The organism is Savagea faecisuis (assembly GCF_042675605.1).
Classification (GTDB): domain Bacteria; phylum Bacillota; class Bacilli; order Bacillales_A; family Planococcaceae; genus Savagea; species Savagea faecisuis.
Window position 1 is genome coordinate 14235 of sequence record NZ_JBHTJF010000030.1, and the last position, 20550, is coordinate 34784.

Below are 20550 nucleotides of genomic sequence, written 5' to 3' on the forward strand. Positions count from 1 at the left end.
ATGAGAATTAGTGGATTAGCTTCTGGAATCGATACAGAGTCGATCATTAACGACATGATGCGTGCTCACCGATTACCTTTAGATAAAATTACTCAGAAAAAACAATATTTAGAATGGCAATTGGACGATTATCGTTCGATTAACCGTGATTTACGTCAACGTTCGGATGCGTTGTTTGATACGGTCATCGGAAACTCTGCAACGTTTAATAAGAAAAATGTCAACATTTCTGATCCGAATGCGATCAGCATTAATGGCAACAATGCAGCGAATGATTTTGCAGGAACGATTCAAGTGAATCAATTAGCAACACAAGCGACGCTTCAGAGTGGACAGTCGCTCGATTTAGGAAAAGATGCAGGTAAGAAAACGTTGAAAGAACTCGGGTTAGCAGAAGGTTCGACATCAATTACGATTCAAGTGCCGCATTCAAGCGAAGCGAAAACGGTTGAGTTGAAAGAAAATATGACATTGGACCAAGCGATGAGCGCGATTACGAAGCAAACGGGAGCGATGGCATTTTACGATGCCCATTCAGGAAAAGTCGCTTTAACATCGAAACAGACAGGTGCAGGCAATTTGCAAGTATCTGGAGACTTCGCTACGAAGACGGGTATTGCTCACGATGGTGAAAACGGTATCGGGCAAGCAGTCGCTGGGAAAAATGCGGAATTTATTTTCAACGGACTTGAAACAGAGCGTGAGACGAATACATTCAACATTAGTGGATTCGACATTACGTTGAAGCAAGTGACGACTCAACCGGTCACATTCAGTTCATCACCTGATGTCGACTCAGTGATGGAGTCGATTGAAAAGTTTGTTGATGATTACAATGAATTGATCGGCGATTTAAATACGAAAGTCCGTGAGCCGAAATACCGCAGTTTCCACCCTCTTTCATCGGAAGAAAAAGAAGCGATGAAAGATCGAGAAATTGAATTATGGGAAGAAAAAGCGAAAAGCGGTACGTTACGCAATGACCCGACATTAACAAATATGTTATCTAACATGCGTTTGGCGATGTCTTCATCTGTAAAAATCGGAGAAGGTGAAAACCAACGTTCGATCTCTTTACGTGATATCGGAATTACGACGTCATTATCATATACAGAAAACGGTAAGCTCGAAATTGATAAAGAGAAGTTGCGCGATGCGATTATGGAAGATCCAGGCGCAGTGCGTGAACTATTCGCACAAAGCACGACGAACAGCGCAGACGGTAAAGGTGGAATCGCAATCCAATACCGTAAAGCGATGGACGACGCACGCTCAACAATTTCACAACGTGCAGGTACTGCAGGAGCTGGTAATGATTCATTCACACTCGGTCGTTCGATGAAAGCGATGAACCAACAAATTGAACGTTTTGAAGAGCGTTTGAAAGCGACAGAAGAACGTTACTGGAAGCAATTCTCTGCAATGGAGAAAGCAATTCAACGTGCGAACGAACAATCTGCACAATTAATGAACTCATTAGGCGGTATGTAACGCTTCATGAATATAGACAAGAAAAGGGGACAAGTTTCATGTCGATGAATAATCCATATGCTGCATATAAAAACAATGCTGTAAATACTTCTACGCCAGGTGAATTAACATTAATGCTTTATAACGGAGCACTCAAATTTATTGAGCAAGCGAAACGAGCAATTAATGAAAAAAATATTACAGAAAAAAATACAGCGATTCAAAAAGCACAAGCGATTGTAACAGAATTAATGATCACTTTAGATCGCTCTGTACCGATTGCTGAAAACATGCTCGTTTTATACGACTATGTGAACAATCGTTTAATCGAAGCGAATATTCACAATAACGTCGAACGTTTAGATGAAGCAACTGAAATTATGACAGAGTTTCGCGATACGTGGAAGGAAGTCATTCAAATTCAACGCAAAAAGCAATATGCGAACGTGGACGAAGTATGATTAGAGCTGAAATGAAAGAGTGGCATACGCTCACTGAAAATATGATTCGCCTTTTACAAATCGAAGAAGAAGAGAAACGCGATCTCGTCATAGAACAAGTGGAGCTCTCTTTAACGAAGCGTGAAGAACTGCAAAGTTTTATTCAACAACCTTTTACAGAAGAGGAAATTGAGTTTGGCAAAAAACTTATTTTAGCGGACCAGCAATTGAATAAAAAACTGAATGTTTATATGTCAGCAATTAAAAAAGATTTGTCCAATACACAAGTGAAAAAAGATACGATGCATAATTACGTAAATCCTTACGACAAAGTAGCACGGGATGGAACGTATTACGACACGAAGCAATAAATAGGTTTTACCTATTTATTGCTTTTTTTAATTGTAAAAGGTCGATTACGAATGTAAACTTTGCTATAATGAATGTAGTGATATCGCTCACTTGAAATGAAAATATAGAAATCTCATCTATTTTTGCTATTTTCAAAAAATAAATGAGTGCAAATGACGAGGAGGAATAGTTTTATGTTTGATTACAATATTCGTGGAGAGAACATTGAAGTCACTCCAGCAATCCGAGAGTACGTTGAAAAGAAAGTATCGAAGTTAGAGCGTTACTTTACAGAAGGCATCACAGCAACTGCACATGTAAATTTAAAAGTGTACAATGACAAACAAACTAAAGTGGAAATTACAATTCCGATGAAAGATTTAACATTGCGCGCTGAAGAGCGTCACGATGATATGTACGCAGCGATCGACTTAATCGTCGATAAGTTAGAGCGTCAAATTCGTAAATACAAAACACGTGTCAACCGTAAAGCACGTGAAAAAGGTGGAGTAGAAGCGTTATTCGCATCACTCGAACCATCAAAAGACGAAGAGGAATCATCAGATTCAGATATTCAAATCGTACGTACGAAACGTTTCGACTTGAAACCGATGGATAGTGAAGAAGCTGTTCTTCAAATGAATATGCTCGGTCATAATTTCTTCGTCTACACAGATGCAGAAACAGATAGTACAAACATCGTTTACAAACGTAAAGATGGAAAATACGCTTTAATCGAAACGAACTAAAGCAATGTTCAAACTGTCCTCGAAGAGTTTTGCTCGAGGACAGTTTTTTCGATTGGAACTGTTTTTGTAGCTCGATATTTGCGCCTATGTTTTCACAATGTTAAAATAAAGAGTGATATGAATGAGGATGTGACGAAAAGTGTTAGGCTTATTAAATAAAATTTTTGATCCGAATAAAAAAGATTTAAAACGTTTAGGGAAAGTAGCAGATCAAGTTGAAGCATTGCAACCTAAGATGGAAGCGATGTCTGAACAAGAACTACAAAATATGACTGCACAATTTAGAGAGCGCTTAGCGAATGGCGAAACATTAGATGACATTCAAGCAGAAGCATTCGCTGTTGTACGTGAAGCGTCAGAGCGCGTATTAGGGATGCATCCATTCCGTGTTCAAATACTCGGGGCTGCAGCTTTACATGAAGGAAATATCGCAGAAATGAAAACAGGTGAAGGGAAGACGTTAACGTCTACTTTAGCTGTTTATTTAAACGCGCTCACAGGAAAAGGTGTACACGTCGTAACGGTGAACGAATACTTAGCGAGTCGTGACGCCGAAGAGATGGGCGTTCTTTACAATTATCTCGGTTTGACGGTCGGTTTAAACTTAAATAGTATGTCAAAAGAAGAAAAAGCAGAAGCGTATTGTTGTGATATTACGTACAGTACGAATAACGAATTAGGCTTCGACTATTTACGTGACAACATGGTGCTTTATAAAGAACATAAAGTACAGCGCCCACTACATTATGCGGTCATTGACGAGGTCGACTCGATTTTAATCGACGAAGCGCGTACCCCGCTCATCATTTCAGGACAAGCGGCAAAATCGGCAGACTTGTATCAATTGGTCAATCGTTTCGTCATCACATTGAAAAAAGAAGAAGATTACACATACGACGAAACGACAAAAGGTGTCACACTTACAGAATCAGGAATTGAAAAAGCAGAGCAAGCATTCAATATTGAAAACTTATTTGACCTAGAACATGTGACATTGAACCATACAATCAACCAATCGCTAAAAGCGCATGTTAGCATGCAAGCGGATGTGGATTATGTCGTACAAGAAGGCAAAGTCGTCATCGTTGACTCGTTCACAGGTCGTTTAATGGAAGGTCGTCGTTATAGCGACGGCTTACACCAAGCGATTGAAGCGAAAGAAGGACTCGAAATTCAAAACGAGTCAATGACACTCGCAACGATTACATTCCAAAACTACTTCCGTATGTATGAGAAACTTTCAGGTATGACAGGAACAGCGAAAACAGAAGAAGAGGAATTCCGCAATATTTACAATATGAACGTCGTCGAAATTCCAACGAACCGTGAAATTGTACGTGACGATCGTCCAGATTTGATTTATTCAACGATGGAAGGAAAGTTCAAGGCAGCGGCGGAAGAAATTAAAGAACGTCATGAAAAAGGACAACCTGTTTTAGTCGGTACGGTAGCGATTGAAACGAGTGAAATTATTTCTGCGTATTTAAAAAAGTGGAAAGTACCTCACAACGTATTAAACGCGAAAAACCACGAAAAAGAAGCGGAAATTATTTTAAATGCTGGTCAAAAAGGCGCGGTTACAATCGCGACGAACATGGCTGGTCGTGGTACGGACATTAAACTCGGCGAAGGTGTTAAAGAATTAGGTGGACTCGCTGTCATCGGTACAGAGCGTCATGAATCACGCCGTATTGATAACCAGTTACGAGGTCGTTCAGGTCGTCAAGGAGATCCAGGTGTCACTCAGTTCTATTTATCACTCGAAGATGATTTAATGCGTCGTTTCGGTTCGGATCAAATGAAAAATATGATGACGAAACTCGGTATGGATGACTCGACGCCAATCCAATCGAAAATGGTCTCTCGCTCAGTTGAATCTGCGCAAAAGCGTGTAGAAGGGAACAACTTCGATTCACGTAAACGCCTTTTACAATACGACGATGTATTGCGTCAACAACGTGAAATTATTTACGCAGAACGTAATGAAGTACTCGAACTTGAAAACGTACGTCCAATTTTAGAAGGGATGATTGAACGTGTCGTCGATCAAACCGTTCATTCTGCTTTTGAAGGCGAAGAGAACGAGTACAATGCACAAGGTTTACTCGATTATGTCCATGCGAACTTATTGCCAGAAGGAACTTTAGAGAAATCTGACTTAGAAGGCAAAACAGCAGAAGAGTTAATCGAATTCATTTTGCAGCAAGTTGAAGTGCGATATGACGAAAAAGAACAAGAACTCGGTGAAGAACAAATGCGCGAGTTTGAAAAGGTTGTTCTCTTACGTGCAATCGATACGAAATGGATGGATCATATCGATGCGATGGATCAATTGCGTTCAGGAATTCATTTACGTGCATACGGTCAAACCGATCCGTTACGTGAATATCAATCAGAAGGTTTTGCGATGTTTGAAATGATGGTCCATTCGATTGCACAAGATGCATCGAAATACGTCATGAAAGCAGAAATTCGCAATAACTTGGAGCGGGAAGAAGTAGCGAAAGGTCAAGCGGTCAACCCGAAAGAAGACGGAGAAGGACCGAAACAAAAACCTGTACGTCGCACATCAACAGTGAAACGTAACGACCCTTGCCCATGCGGTAGCGGCAAAAAGTATAAAAACTGTCACGGCAAAAATTAATTTTATAATTTCAGGAGGAACATGATGATTCAATTATCAGATATACGTAATGAGCTCGACAATACAGCTAGTGAAATAGCGGACTTCAGGGGGTCTCTTTGACTTAGAAAACAAAGAGCCACGCATTCAAGAGTTGGATGAAATTATGGTCGACCCATCATTTTGGGATGACCAAGAAGCAGCGCAAAAAATCATTTCGGAGTCGAATGCGTTAAAAGCTGTTGTCGATTCGTACAAAGAACTTGTAGAAACTCAAGAAGAACTCGAAATGACGCACGAGCTTCTTAAAGAAGAGATGGATGAAGATTTATTTGAAGAGCTAGCAGCGGATATGAAAACATTCCGTAAAAAGCTCGATAACTTTGAGCTTCAAATGTTATTGAGCGACGAGTTCGACCAATATAGTGCAGTGCTTGAAATTCATTCAGGAGCTGGTGGAACGGAGTCTCAAGACTGGGCTTCGATGTTGTTGCGTATGTACACACGTTGGGCAGAGCAACATAACTACAAAGTTGAAACGCTCGACTATCAAGCGGGAGACGAGGCAGGCGTGAAGTCTGTCACGCTCTCCATTAAAGGGCATAATGCATATGGTTACTTAAAGGCAGAAAAAGGTGTCCACCGTCTCGTTCGAATTTCGCCGTTCGATTCATCAGGTCGCCGTCATACGTCGTTCTCTTCAATTGAAGTGATGCCAGAATTCGATGGGGATATCGATGTTGAAATTCGTTCAGAAGACTTGAAAATCGATACGTATCGTTCAAGTGGAGCGGGTGGACAGCACGTTAACACGACCGATTCAGCGGTTCGTATTACACATATTCCGACAGGAGCAATCGTCACATGTCAGACTGAACGTTCTCAAATTAAAAACCGCGAACGTGCGATGAATTTATTGAAAGCGAAATTGTATCAAATTCAACGTGAAGAAGAACGTGCGCGTCTCGATGAAATTCGTGGAGAACAGAAAGAGATTGGCTGGGGAAGCCAAATTCGCTCATACGTCTTCCATCCATACAATATGGTGAAAGATCACCGTACGAACGAAGAGACAGGAAACGTACAAGCCGTAATGGATGGAGACCTTGATCTATTCATTAACGCATATTTACGTTCTCAAATCTCTTAATGTTTAGTTTATGTTTGTATGGGTATAATCATTATGACAATCACATGACGATTAGGCATATTTTTTGGAAAAATTAAAGATGCTTTTGTCTAAAAGTGGTCGCTCATTTGGTATAATGAACAATGAATCTCATATAATAAAAGGAGGATGCAAAGTGAAAAACAAATTACTTGCAGTCTTATTCGGAACTACATTAGTATTAGGTGCTTGTGGTGGTGGCGATTCTGACGGTGATAAAACACCAAATGAAAACGCAGGCGGAGCAGAAGAAACAGCTTCAATTAACATGGATGATGCACCAGTAAGCACAGCTTCATGTGTATCATGTCACGGTGGAAGCTTTGAAGGTCAAAGCTCAAACCCATCATTAGTAGGAGTAGGTTCAAAATACTCTGAAGATGAGATTCTCGACATCATCGAAAATGGTAAAGGTTCAATGCCAGGTGGAATGATGAAAGGCGAAGACGCTGAAAAAATGGCTGCTTGGTTAGCAGAACAGAAATAATATAGAATCCTGTATAAAAACGAAATACCCCTCTTGTCGTAGTGTGAACTATACAAGAGAGGTATTTTTTTAATTTTACAAAAAAGTGTGATTTGTCGCGCTTAAAAGCTGTATTGTAAATGAAATATAACTGTAATGTAGTATTGAATTATTTCATGATACAATGATACATGAATAGAACTAGGTAGAGCTTGAAAGAAAAGCTAAAACAGGTGGTTTGAATATAATGATAGTGATGAAAGATGTATATAAAAAATATGCGAATGGCGTTGTCGCTTCTAACGGAATTAACGTCGAAATACCAGCAGGTGAATTCGTTTATGTCGTCGGTCCGAGTGGAGCAGGTAAATCAACTTTCATCAAAATGATGTATTGTGAAGAGCGTCCGACAAAAGGGGACGTCATCATTGATGGAGTCAACTTATCCAAGTTGAAGAGAAGGGAAATTCCTCACTTGCGCAGAAAAATCGGTGTCGTCTTCCAAGATTTTAAGCTATTGCCGAAGCTGAACGTCTTTGAGAACGTCGCGTTCGCTTTAGAAGTGATTGAAGAATCTCCGAGTCGCATACGTAAAAAAGTAAACGATGTTCTACAACTCGTAGGACTTACAGCGAAAGCGAGAATGTTTCCGCATGAATTGTCGGGTGGAGAACAACAGCGGGTATCGATTGCTCGTTCGATTGTGAACATGCCAAAAGTAGTCATTGCAGACGAGCCGACAGGAAACTTAGACCCTGAAACATCGTGGGAAATTATGAATATTTTTGAACAAATTAATAAACGTGGCACGACAATCGTCATGGCTACACACAATAAAGAAATTGTGAACACAATCCGCCATCGTGTTATTGCGATTGAAGGCGGATTAATTACGAAAGATGAATACGGAGGCGATTACGGTTATGAAGCCTAGAACGTTTGGACGTCACGTACGTGAAAGTTTCAAAAGCTTAGGACGGAATGGCTGGATGACATTCGCTTCTGCCAGTGCAGTAACGGTCACTTTATTTTTAGTCGGTGTGTTCACCATCATCATGATGAACTTAGGTGTTCTCGCTGATAACATTGAAGAAAATGTTGAAATTAAGCTAACAGTTGATCCAGCAGCGAATGAAGAAGCGATCGAACAATTGTCCGAAGAGATTAAAGCGATTAAAGAAATCGGAACGATTGAACACGCGACGAAAGAAGAAGAATTGGAACATTTAGTTTCTACATACGGTGATGAATTTAATTTATTTAAAATGAGCAACCCATTAGGGGATGCGTTTTATATTCGTACAGCAGATCCTTTAGATACGCCGAAAGTTTCTAAGAAATTAGAGAAGTTGAATTACGTATCCGATGTCGTTTACGGAGAAGGTACGGTTGAAAAATTATTCAATGTCGTTCAAATTAGTCGAAATATCGGATTAGTCTTGATCGTTGGCTTATTATTTACCGCGATGTTCCTCATTTCGAACACGATCAAATTAACGATTAACGCTCGTGGTACAGAAATTGAAATTATGAAACTCGTCGGTGCGACGAATTCATTCGTCCGAATTCCATTCGTATTAGAAGGGGTTTGGCTAGGAATATTAGGGGCAATCATTCCGATGACGGTCTTATCTATCGCATATAATCGTTTATATGCATGGTTGAGCCCGCAGCTGAAGAACGAGATTTTACAATTGCTTAGCCCGTCGCCATTTTTATTCCAGTTGAATGGTTTATTGTTATTACTCGGAGTATTAATTGGTGTCTGGGGTAGCTTTATGTCTGTCCGTAAGTTTTTAAAAGTGTAAAGTATCGAGAGGAGTCATGAGAAGTTGAATAAGAAAAATTGGTTACATACAGGTGCAATTGCTCTATTGTTAGCGACAGTTCCATTAGGGGCTGGGGATGTCTCGGCTGCATCTTTAAAAGAGCTTCAACAACAAAAGAAAGAAGCGGATAACAAGAAGAGTAACTTACAACAAAACATTAATCAAAAGAAATCAGCCATCACGACAAATCAATCTAAAATTGATGATATTTTAGGGAAAATTAAAGAGTTAAATCAACAAATTGAAAAAACGAACGGAGAAATGAATACAGTTCGTAACAATATTGCAGAAACGAAAAACGAAATCGAAAAATTACGTGAATCGATTGAAGACTTAGAGCAAAAAATCGAAGAACGCGATGTCGTCTTACGTGAACGTGCACGTACTTTACAAACGCGAGGCACGTCGGTTAGCTATGTCGAAGTATTGCTTGGGGCGAGTAGCTTTGCTGATTTCATCGACCGCTTCTCAACGGTCACTACTTTAGTCGAAGCAGATCGTAACATTATGCGTCAGCAACAAGCAGATATTGATCAATTAGAAGAAGAGAAAGAGCTCGTTGAAGATAAATTAGTGAAGTTAGAGAAACAAGAAGCAGAATTGAAAGATTTGAAGGCAAAATTAGACGGTCAAAAACAACAACAAAATAAATTAGTTGACCAGTTAGAAGCGGAGCAACAAAAGCTTTCTGAAGAAAAGACAGAGTTAGAAGAAGAATTCCATGAAGTATATGAAGTGAGTAAGGAACTAGAAGGGCAAATTGTTGCGGAACAGCGTCGCCTTGCGGAAGTAGCTCGTAAAATTGAAGCGGAACGTAAAGCAGCATTAGCAGCTCAGCAACAAAACAACTCAGGTGGAAGCAGTAGTTCGTCAAGTAACTCATCTGGAAGTTCATCAACCGGTAATATACCAGCGGTTTCAGCAGGATCTTGGACAAAGCCGGCGAACGGCCGTTACACGTCAGGTTTCGGTTGGAGAAAGCACCCGATTCAAGGTGTTATGAAGCAACACCGTGGTATTGATATTGCGAACTCAGTCGGTACACCGATTGTAGCAGCATCAGACGGAGTCGTATCAAAAGCAGGTTGGATGGCAGGATTCGGTAATGTCATCATGATTACACATTCCATCAATGGTCAAATTTATACGACAGTATATGCTCACTTATCTGGAATTAATGTCAGCTCAGGCCAGCAAGTGGCTAAAGGACAACGTATCGGTGCAATGGGTAATACAGGAAACTCTAAAGGTTCTCACTTACACTTTGAAGTGCATGTTGGCACATTCTCAGGAAGTGGCCCAAGCGCTGTGAACCCATTACGTTTCGTCTCTTTATAAGATGATCACATAGCTAGAATTGAGGAATTCATTTTCTCAATTCTAGCTTTTTTAAACCGTATTATTTAAATTTTCATGAAAGTGCGGTAAGCTAAGCAAAGAATGAAGAAGAGGTGAACAATACGTGAAACGTCAAACGGTCTTATCGCTTCTATTTATTACAATCATCGTAGGGATGCTCATCTATACAGTGAAAGAAAGTTTAAACGATTTAGCTGACATTGAGCCGTACCATGGAGAAGCGGTCGTTGATAATGAACGAGTAGAAGGTGCAGTAGGATTACAAAGGGGAGATGTCGCTCCGAATATTCAATTGAAGTCGTTACAAGGAGACGTCATCTCATTACATGACTACCGTGGACAATATGTCATACTAAATTTTTGGGCTTCTTGGTGTGGTCCGTGTCGCGTTGAAATGCCCCATATGGAAAGTTATTATCGCGAGTATAAAGAAGAACATCAAGTTGAATTGTTAGCTGTTAATTTAACGAGCGATGAACGAAAAGGACGTCAAGGAATTGAGTCATTCGTCAATAAAAATCGTTTAACATTTCCGATTTTATTAGATCAAGAAGGATATACGAAGAAGGAATACAATATTTTACAAATTCCGACGACGTATATTTTAGATCAAGATGGAGTCATTGCATATAAAATTATGGGTCCACTTGATGAAAAGAAGTTAATTCAATTAATGGAGCAATTACAAGAAAAATAGACTTATCAAAAGTCTATTTTTTTCGCGAAAATTTCAATTTAGGAGTTCATTTGATACAATGATAAACAAATAGAAATCGCAAATGATGGAGTTGTAAACAATGACATATATAATTGAAAGTATAAAATATTTTATGATGAACCCGATTTGGCTCTTCGCTTTAGTTAGTTTAATTTTAGTCGGATATGTACGAGTAAAACGAGAAAGGAGCCAGTTTTATACTCGTATCGAAAGCGGTTTAGATGAGATGAAAGAAGGAATGTTTAAAGGTTTAGGTGTGGGAATACTCGCTTCTATATTATTTGTAGGTATCGGAATTGTTGTTAGTCCTTTATATTTACTTTTATTGACAGGGGTATTGCTCATTCTTTTGTTTTTCTTTAATTTCATTTTTTTATCAGCTATTTATCCGTTAATTATTACATTCTTTGCAATGTTTTTCTTTTTACAAGTTGAAGAAGGACTTACGCTATTTGGAACGACATTTGAACAGTCGATCAGTATGAATCAATTGGCAATATCACTTTTATTTATTAGTGCCATATTGTTGATGGGAGAGTCCATCTTATTGTTGCATTTGATGAAACGTAGCCCATCTCCTCATTTAAAGAAAACAGCGAGAGGAAGATATGTTGGCGCATTTCGAATGAAACAGCTTTGGCTCGTACCGATACTATTCATCATTCCAGGAAGTTGGGTGGAGGCGCTTCCTTATTGGCCTCAACTTAATTATGGAGAGACGAGTTTTGCATTCGTACTTTTCCCATATATTATCGGATTTCAACGTCAATGGTTATCCACTTATCCGAAAGAAGGATTACAAATTGAACGAAAACGACTCATTCAATTGAGTTTTCTTTCTTTAATTTTAGGAGTTGTCAGTTTAATTTACGTAGATTTAGCGATTTATGCATTAGGAGTCGTCGGATTGTTTGCGCTTTTACGTTCATTTATCGCTTTAATGAAAGAAAGGAAAGATGAGGCTTTCGTTAAACCTTTGAATGAAGGCTTACCGATCGTAGGTGTTTTGCCGAATAGTCCAGCAGAACAAATGGGATTACAAATTGGTGAAGTCATACGTTCAGTTAATCAGCAAGTAGTTCATGATGAAAAAGAATTTTACGAAGCGGTCCAAAAAAATGCGGCACATTGTCGTCTACAAGTGTTAGGACGTGACCAAGAAATACGGCTAGAGCAAACGGTGTTATTTGAGCAAGATCATTTTAAATTAGGGTTATTGTTTATGACTGAAAAAGCGACATATGGAAAGTAGGGAAGTACAATGGATTCATTTGAAACGAAGTTATTGCTCGCCTTATTTTTGCCAGGTATACTCGTCGTCTTTTTTACTCGAGTGACCTTTCATCATTACGTCGGTCTTATTTTGACGCTCGCTTTAATTGCAGCGAGTGTTTATGCAGGTTATACACATAGCTTATGGCTTTACGTTGCAGATGCTTTATCATTAACGGTCGGTTATTGGTACGCAAGACGAATGGTACATGAAGCGAAGCAGTGAACTTTTTGATTTTTCCTACGTCATAATGTTGAATGTAGAAAGAACGAAGGTGTAGACATGCTGGAACAATGGTTTGATGTTGAATATGTGATGGAATTAGCTGAAAAATATAAAGCACTCGGTCCATTCGTCGGAATATTGCTTCCGATGATTGAATCGTTTTTACCTTTTTTACCGCTGTTCGTCTTCGTCTTTGCAAATGCAGGGGCGTACGGATTGTTGAAAGGTTTTGTTTTATCGTGGATGGGTACAGTGATTGGAAGTTATGCGGTTTTTTTACTCGTTCGTAAATACGGGCGCAATAAAATTTTAAAACGTTTAACGACACATCCGAAAGTGGAAAAGTTAATTTTTTGGGTGGAGCGAAATGGATTTGGCCCACTGTTTTTACTCATTTGTTTTCCTTTCACTCCGTCAGCGCTCGTGAACTTTGTAGCAGGATTATCTGATTTAAAACGTACACATTACTTATTCATATTAATGATGGGCAAATTTGTCATGATTTTTACGATTAGTTTTATCGGATATGATTTACGCGCCTTATTTACACAACCTTTACGTACAGCATTGCTTGGACTATTTATCGCCCTCCTTTGGTTTGTCGGAAAGCGTGTAGAAGCGCATTTAAATGCAAAAGTCGAAAAAGATTTTAATGAGTTAACGAAGAAATGAACATCATCATGAGCTTACTCTCGCGTATAATGAGAGTAAGCTTTTTTTGAAAGGGGAGAATGCAATGATTCGCATCATTACAGGTCGAGCTGGTGTCGGAAAAACAACGCTCATTCAAAAAGAAATTGCAGAAACATTAAAAGAATCACCTATCGGAGATCCAATGATTGTTATCGTACCGGATCAACAATCGTACTCGATGGAGTATGATTTAACGACGAAATATGACCTTGGGGGGCTCATTCGCGCAGAAGTTTTAACATTCAAACGTCTCGCATGGCGCATCCTTCAACAAGAAGGAGGTATTACTCGTCAAGAAATTGATCAGTACGGTTATTCGATGTTACTTCGAAGTATTTTGGAAGAAGAACGTGAAAAACTTCAACTATTTCAAAATGTCGCAACGCGTCAAGGATTTATCGATCAACTGACGAGAATGCTTCAAGAGTTTGAACGTTACCGAATCGATCACGAAGCGCTCGCTCGTTTAGAGGAAGAGATGATTGCTGAAAAGATGAATGAAACGCTCATTCGAAAAATAAAAGATTTACGCTTAATCGCCGAGCGTGTAGAAGGACATATCGGTACGCAATATGTCGACAGCGAACGTTATTTACGTTTACTTGCAGAAGCGATTCCGAATAGCGATTATTTGAAAAGCGCGACGATATATATCGATGGCTTCGAAGATTTTACAGAGCGTGAGATGGAGATTATTGAAGGACTCGTATTAAATAGTCAATCTGTTACTTTTTCGGTGCAAGTAGATTTAGCAAAAGAATATAGTGACGTATTTGTGCAAGGGCGAAAAATGTATGACAAACTGCAACTATTGATCGAGCGGAATCATTTAAACATTGAAGAACAATTGACTTTAACAGAAATGCATCGCACGCAAAAACAAGCGCTGCAACATGTTGAGAAAATGTTCGACACTTACCCTGTCACATCATTAGTTGCTGATGATTCTCTAGCTATCATTGAAGCGGAAGATCAACAGGCGGAAATTGACGCAGTTGCACGAGATATCGTACGACAAGTGAAGGATGGAAAACGTTACCGAGATATTGCGGTCATGTACCGCCAATCCGAGTTGTATGATGATTTATTAAGACAGCGCTTCTCTCATTACGGCATTCCGTTTTTCTTAAGTATGAAAAAGCCGATGCTCCATCACCCTTTAATTGAATTGACTCGTTCTGTATTGGATGTCGTGAAATCAAATTGGGCATACGAGCCGATGATGCGCGCATTAAAAACAGAGTTATTTTATCCAGTAGATGAGTCTATTGAGCGTTGGCGTATGTCGGGAGAACAATTTGAAAACTTCGTATTAATGCGTGGAATTGTCGGAAAGCGTTGGTTTGATGAGGAGCGGTGGTCCTACATTCAATATCGAGGTTTAGAATCCATCGGTCGCAAACAAACTGATGAAGAGTTAGAGAAGCAGGCGATCATTCAAGAGATGCGTGACCGAATGTGCGTCCCTCTCGCAGCATTTGAAGCGAAGGTGAAAGGAAAGCAGACAGGGCGCGTCATCGTCACAGCTCTCTTTGAATTGGTCGAACAATTGAAGGTCTTTGAACATTTAATGCGTTTAAAAGAGAATGAAGCGGAAAATGGCTCTCTCGAAAAAGCATCCGAACACGAACAAGCGTGGCGTAAATGGATACACGTCTTAGAACAATTCGACATGATGTTTGGTGAACGAGAGATGACGATCCGAGAAGCGATTCCAATTTTAGATGAAGGACTTGAAACATTGACATTTAGTCAAATTCCACCAGCAGTCGACCAAGTGACGATTACGACATTTGAAACGTCGAGCATTTCAAATCCTGATTTATTGTACGTCATCGGTGTAAACGACGGTGTCATTCCAGCTCGCATGGATCATGAAGGATTGCTTTCGGATCGAGAACGCGAATTTTTTGAATCGATCGGTTATCCGTTAGCATTATCGACGACCGAACAGTTAGAGCGAGAAACGTACTATTTATACCGCGCTTTAACAGCTGCTCGTGAAAAAGTGACGATCGCTTATGCCGTAGCAGACGAGGAAGGAAAAGCACTATTACCGTCGATGTTTATCGAACAATTAAAACAGATGGTCAGTGATATTCCTGTTCAATACGTCGTGAATGATGTGAGCGAATTACAAGAGGAAGCGGAAAGTTACGTCGTCACATTGCCGACATCACTTACGTATTTTATTCAAAAGTGGCGAGTAGCTGAATATGATATTCAACAAATGCCGATGTTTTGGCGTTACGTCTATGAACAATTACAACGAGACCCTTTCATTCAAGTCATCTTACAAAGAATGATGCAACGAACGGTCTCACGGAATCAAGAGCAATACTTACATCCAGAAATAACGAAGCAGTTGTATGGAGAAAAGTTCGTATCGAGTGTGTCGAGAATTGAGTCGTTTTACAAATGTCCATTCCAGCATTTCGCAAGTTATGGTTTGCAGTTGAAAGAACGAACGCAATTTACACTTGAACCACCGCAACTTGGGGACTTATTCCACGCAGCTTTAAAATATGTCCATGAAGAAATTAAACGTCGCCAACTCGCATGGCATGAAATTGATCACGCCTTAAGCGCAGAACTAGCGAACGAAGCGTTACAACAGCTCGCACCTTATTTCGTACATCAAATTTTATTGTCGAGCTCGCGTTACACGTATATTATGCGTAAATTGACATCACTCATAGAGCAAACGGTCGGCGCATTAGGAACGCAAGCGAGACGCTCGATGTTCCAACCTGTGAAAGTAGAGGCAGGTTTTGGCCCAGGAGAAGGCTATGATATGCCACCACTTCTCATTCGTTTACAACATGATGTCGAAATGGAGTTACGAGGTCGCATTGATCGAATCGACGCGTTAGAAAAAGAAGATAAAACATATATTCGCATCGTCGATTATAAATCGTCAGAACAAAAGCTCGATTTAAGTGCGGTTTATTACGGACTTTCTTTACAAATGTTGACGTATTTAGAAGCGGCTATCGTCCATGCGCCGATTTGGTATGAGAAGGAAGTGCACCCTGCAGGAATGCTTTACTTCCACGTGCACAATCCACTCATACAAGCAGATGAATTAAAAGAAGACCAAATTACAGCTGAAAAAATAGCGAGTTACCAGATGAAAGGTTATGTGACGAACGAATTGTCAGTGCTTCAAGAGATGGATGAAGTATTGAATGAATTCGGTACGAAATCGCACGTCGTTCCTGTTCAATTGACGAAAGCTGGAAAATTAAATGCACATTCAAAAGTGTTGGCGGAAGATGATATGTACGTGTTAATGAATCATGTTTCTAAAAAGCATGAACAAGCCGGCAATCGTATGATTGAAGGAGATACTCGCGTCTATCCTTACATGTACGACGGGAAAAAACCGTGCACATTTTGTAATTATCGAGCCGTTTGTCAATACGATGAAACGGACCCTATTTATGAACGACGAGACTTAACGAAATTAGATGAGAAAAGCGCGTTACAAAAAATGAGAGAGGAGCGATCGAATTGATCCCAGAAAAACCACAATCGACGACATTTACAGATGCTCAATGGGAAGCGGTATGGCGTACAGGAAGTGATGTGCTCGTCGCCGCTGCTGCAGGAAGTGGTAAAACAAGAGTGCTCATTACCCGCCTCATTGAAAAAGTCATTGCCAAAAACAATCCAATCGATGTTGACGAATTGCTCGTCGTGACATTCACGAATGCAGCCGCTGCAGAAATGCGTCAACGAATGGCGAGCGCATTAGAAGAAGAACTGCAACGCCAACCGAATAATGACCGGTTGCGCAAACAACTAACTTTACTCAATAAGGCACATATTTCAACGATGCATTCGTTTTGTTTACACGTCGTCAAACAGTATGCATATATGCTTGATATTGATCCAGCTTTCCGCATCGCCGATACGATGGAAGCCGCTTTATTGCGAGAAGATGTATTAAGTGAAGTGCTTGAACAATTGTACGGGGAAGAAGATACCGTGCAATTGACATATGCGCTCGTCGATAGCTTTTCTTCAGATCGTTCAGACATCGATATTGAAACGATGATTGAACAGTTATACGACTATGCTGCGGTAGATCCGGATCCAGTTGGATGGCTCCGTACGTTGCCTGAATTGTATGCGATTGATGAAGACGTGGCAATTGAGCAGTTGCCGATTACGTCCATCGTTTTCGATTCCCTCGATGCTACTTTACAAGAAGTGAGCATGCAGTACGAAGCGATGCGTGACCTCGTTCAACAACCAGATGGACCGAGTGCTTTTATAAAGACGGTAGAAGCGGATGAAAAAATCGTTCACGCTTTAGCGGAAGCGTTAAAGCAGAGAGATTGGCAGGCGATGTATGAAAGTGTGACGAGTGTCCAGTTCACCCGCGCAACGTCGATTAAAAAAGATAGTTGTGACCCTCATCTTGCTGAAATCGTGAAAGAATTACGGAAAGAAGCGAAGGAAACGATTGAAACGTTACGTGACCGCTACTTCGTACGTCCTCCTGAGCGATTGTTGGAAGAAATGCGACAGATGTATCCTTTAATTGAACATCTCGCTGTTGTAACGGAACGCTTTTATGAAGCGTATCAAGAAGCGAAACGAGAACGTGCAATTGTCGATTTTGCTGATTTAGAACATTATGCATATGCCATTTTAACGACAGAAGAAGATGGTGTGCGCAAGCCGTCCGAAATTGCGAAGTTGTATCAAGATAAATTTGAAGAAGTGCTCGTCGATGAGTATCAAGATACGAACTTACTACAAGAAGCGATCATTCAACTCGTGAAGCGTAATAGTGAAGGACATGGAAATTTATTTATGGTAGGAGATGTGAAGCAGTCCATTTATCGTTTCCGACTGGCAGAACCTCAATTATTTTTACAAAAGTATGCGCGCTTCACGAAAGAGCCGCGAGACGGATATGGAACGAAAATTGATTTAAATGCGAACTTCCGCAGCCGTCCAGAAATTTTGCAAGCGACAAACTTCATCTTTTCTCAACTGATGGGAGAAGACGTAGGAGAGATCGTGTATGATGACGATGCATCTTTAAAGTACGGTGCGCGTTATGAAGCACGTCATGCGCCTGTACATGTTCATCTCATCACAGAATCAGATGAAGAAACGATCGAAGCGCCGAAAGAAGAGATGAAGCGTGAACATTTAGAAGCGCGTGTAATCATTCAACAAATTGAAAGACTGATTGCCGAGGGAGCCGAAGTGACGGACGCATTTACAGATGAAGTACGTCCAATGGAGTACCGAGATATCGTCATTTTATTCCGCTCGATGACGTGGGCGAATACGTTCGCTGAAGAATTTAAACGAGCGAATATTCCTTTATACGTTGAGTTACGAGATGGCTATTTTGATGCGATTGAAGTACAAGTGATGATGAGCGTACTGCAAGTCGTCGACAACAGTTATCAAGATATTCCACTCGCAAGCACGTTGCGTGCACCGTTCTTTAATTTTACGAATGATGAGTTGAGTGATATTCGTAAAACAGTGCGCTCAAATACATTTTTTGAAGCATTACAGCAATATAGACAAGAAGGACATGCGAAATCTGAAGCATTGTTAGAAAAGTTAAATCGCTTTTTCTATTTAGTAGAGCGTTGGAAAAATATCGCGCAACACGGTTCTGTCACAGAACTTATTACAGCGATCTTAGAAGATACGTATTATTACGAATACGTAGGAGCTTTGCCGAATGGAAAGCAACGTCAAGCGAATATTCGCGCTTTGCAAAATAGGGCACGTTCTTATGAACAAACGTCGTATCGTGGATTGTTCCGCTTTTTACGTTTCATTGAACGGATGAGAAGTCGTGGGGAAGATTTAAGCGTAGCTAAACATGTGACGGATCGAGATAATGTCGTTCGTTTAATGACGATTCACGCCTCGAAAGGATTAGAGTTTCCGTACGTTTTCGTCGCAGGTTTAGGGCGTAATTTCAACGAACGCGACTTACGTGAAAAATATTTATTCGACCAACAACACGGCATCGCAGTAAAAGCGATTGATCCGAAGTTACGCGCCATTTATACGTCATTGCCGTTCAATGCTTTAACCGAAAAGAAAAAATTAGAATTGCGTGCGGAAGAGATGCGTATTTTATACGTAGCGATGACGCGAGCGAAAGAACATCTTCATTTAATCGGTTCAGTCAAAAATCTTGAAACATCGATGTACGGTTGGCAACAAGCTGCTCAATTGACGCATGAACAACTGTTACCTTCTTACGTTCGTTCGAATGCGTCGAGTTATTTAGCTTGGTTAGGACCAGCACTCGTCCGTCATGAGCAATTCCCATTGGAAGAAAGAATATGTGCCCCTTTAATCAATGATTCACAATGGAAGTTTACAATGTGGGAAGCACATGCACTCCTTCCAAGAGAGCAAGAAGAGCAAATAGATGAGCGAGAAGAAGAGGAAGTCATCGAAGTTCCTGACGAGTTTAGTCAATGGCTCACACAATCCTACGTCGCAGAAGCGGCAACGGAAACACCGTCGAAACAATCGGTCACTGGATTGAAGCGGTTGACGATGCTTGAACAGTTTGACGATGAGCAGTTATTCCGTCAACAGCCTGCACAAGAACAACAAGAATGGACGTACGAGCGCCCATCTTTCATGCAAGAAGAGCGCAAGTTGTCAGGTGCTGAAAAAGGTACAGCAGTGCACGCTTTAATGGAACATCTCAACTTCCAAGAAACTTACGATGCTGAAAAATTACAGTCCTTTATCGCGCATCTCGTACAGCGTCAATTGCTAACAACCGAAGAAGCGCAAGTATTAAATGTAGATTCTCTCGTGAAACAATTGCCGATTATTCAACAAAAACTAGCGAATGCTCGTAAGATTTGGAATGAAGTTCCATTTACGTATTCATATGAAGTGAACGGAGAAGCGACATTGCTTCAAGGGATCATCGACTGTTTATATGAAGATGAAGAAGGAAATCTTCACATCGTCGACTATAAAACAGACCGTGTCGCTTATAATCGCACACGGGAAGAAGCGCGAACAGAATTAATGAAACGGTACACATTCCAATTGCAGACGTACAAATCGAGTGTAGAACAAATTACGAAACGTCCTGTCGCTCATTGTTTTATTTTTTCTTTTGATTTAAATGAATGGATTGAGCTTGTATAATAAATCATATAGATGCTCC

At 40.3% G+C, this 20550-nt stretch carries 16 protein-coding genes; all 16 read left to right on the forward strand.

What is annotated here, in order from left to right; all coding sequences use genetic code 11:
* The 16 genes from ACFQ0V_RS08805 (at position 1) to addA (ending at position 20531) form a co-directional block, all read left to right on the forward strand.
* Positions 1-1491, forward strand: a complete 1491-nt coding sequence (locus tag ACFQ0V_RS08805) for a flagellar hook-associated protein 2 (protein WP_381012366.1) — start codon at positions 1-3, stop codon at positions 1489-1491.
* 38 nt (positions 1492-1529) lie between these two features.
* Positions 1530-1931 carry a flagellar export chaperone FliS gene (gene fliS / locus ACFQ0V_RS08810; RefSeq protein WP_381012368.1) on the forward strand — a complete coding sequence of 134 codons (402 nt, stop codon included), beginning with the start codon at positions 1530-1532 and terminating at the stop codon, positions 1929-1931.
* Positions 1928-2281, forward strand: a complete 354-nt coding sequence (locus ACFQ0V_RS08815; protein WP_381012371.1) for a flagellar protein FliT — start codon at positions 1928-1930, stop codon at positions 2279-2281. The genes fliS and ACFQ0V_RS08815 overlap by 4 nt, the downstream gene beginning before the upstream one ends.
* Positions 2282-2455: 174 nt before the next feature.
* Positions 2456-3010 carry a ribosome hibernation-promoting factor, HPF/YfiA family gene (gene hpf / locus ACFQ0V_RS08820; RefSeq protein WP_194563474.1) on the forward strand — a complete coding sequence of 185 codons (555 nt, stop codon included), beginning with the start codon at positions 2456-2458 and terminating at the stop codon, positions 3008-3010.
* A 139-nt stretch (positions 3011-3149) separates the two neighbouring features.
* A complete protein-coding gene (gene secA, locus ACFQ0V_RS08825) occupies positions 3150-5654 on the forward strand; it encodes a preprotein translocase subunit SecA (RefSeq protein WP_381012374.1) in 2505 nt (834 codons plus the stop codon).
* A 27-nt stretch (positions 5655-5681) separates the two neighbouring features.
* Positions 5682-6783 (forward strand): peptide chain release factor 2 gene (gene prfB / locus ACFQ0V_RS08830; RefSeq protein WP_381012484.1). Its coding sequence is split into 2 segments (ribosomal slippage): positions 5682-5753 and positions 5755-6783, totalling 1101 coding nucleotides; the frame shifts between segments, so codons are not numbered across the junction.
* A gap of 154 nt (positions 6784-6937) precedes the next feature.
* A complete protein-coding gene (gene cccB / locus ACFQ0V_RS08835) occupies positions 6938-7288 on the forward strand; it encodes a cytochrome c551 (protein WP_381012377.1) in 351 nt (116 codons plus the stop codon).
* A 226-nt stretch (positions 7289-7514) separates the two neighbouring features.
* Positions 7515-8201: a cell division ATP-binding protein FtsE gene (gene ftsE / locus ACFQ0V_RS08840; RefSeq protein WP_381012380.1), complete on the forward strand. Its 687-nt coding sequence runs from the start codon at positions 7515-7517 to the stop codon at positions 8199-8201.
* Entirely contained in the window at positions 8191-9075 is an 885-nt protein-coding gene (gene ftsX / locus ACFQ0V_RS08845) for a permease-like cell division protein FtsX (protein ID WP_381012383.1), read from the forward strand. Before ftsE ends, ftsX begins: the two co-directional genes overlap by 11 nt.
* Before the next feature lie 24 nt (positions 9076-9099).
* Positions 9100-10434: a murein hydrolase activator EnvC family protein gene (locus ACFQ0V_RS08850; RefSeq protein ID WP_381012385.1), complete on the forward strand. Its 1335-nt coding sequence runs from the start codon at positions 9100-9102 to the stop codon at positions 10432-10434.
* Positions 10435-10558: 124 nt separating this feature from the next.
* Entirely contained in the window at positions 10559-11152 is a 594-nt protein-coding gene (locus ACFQ0V_RS08855; protein ID WP_381012388.1) for a TlpA family protein disulfide reductase, read from the forward strand.
* A gap of 100 nt (positions 11153-11252) precedes the next feature.
* Positions 11253-12425 carry a PDZ domain-containing protein gene (locus tag ACFQ0V_RS08860; RefSeq protein ID WP_381012390.1) on the forward strand — a complete coding sequence of 391 codons (1173 nt, stop codon included), beginning with the start codon at positions 11253-11255 and terminating at the stop codon, positions 12423-12425.
* Positions 12426-12434: 9 nt separating this feature from the next.
* Positions 12435-12671 carry a CsbA family protein gene (locus ACFQ0V_RS08865; RefSeq protein ID WP_381012393.1) on the forward strand — a complete coding sequence of 79 codons (237 nt, stop codon included), beginning with the start codon at positions 12435-12437 and terminating at the stop codon, positions 12669-12671.
* 57 nt (positions 12672-12728) lie between these two features.
* A complete protein-coding gene (locus ACFQ0V_RS08870; protein WP_381012396.1) occupies positions 12729-13343 on the forward strand; it encodes a TVP38/TMEM64 family protein in 615 nt (204 codons plus the stop codon).
* A gap of 64 nt (positions 13344-13407) precedes the next feature.
* Positions 13408-16881, forward strand: coding sequence for a helicase-exonuclease AddAB subunit AddB (addB, locus tag ACFQ0V_RS08875; protein ID WP_381012399.1), 3474 nt, complete (start codon positions 13408-13410; stop codon positions 16879-16881).
* Complete coding sequence (gene addA, locus ACFQ0V_RS08880; RefSeq protein WP_381012402.1) at positions 16878-20531, forward strand: helicase-exonuclease AddAB subunit AddA; 3654 nt, start codon at positions 16878-16880, stop codon at positions 20529-20531. The genes addB and addA overlap by 4 nt, the downstream gene beginning before the upstream one ends.
* The last annotated feature ends 19 nt before the right edge of the window (positions 20532-20550 follow it).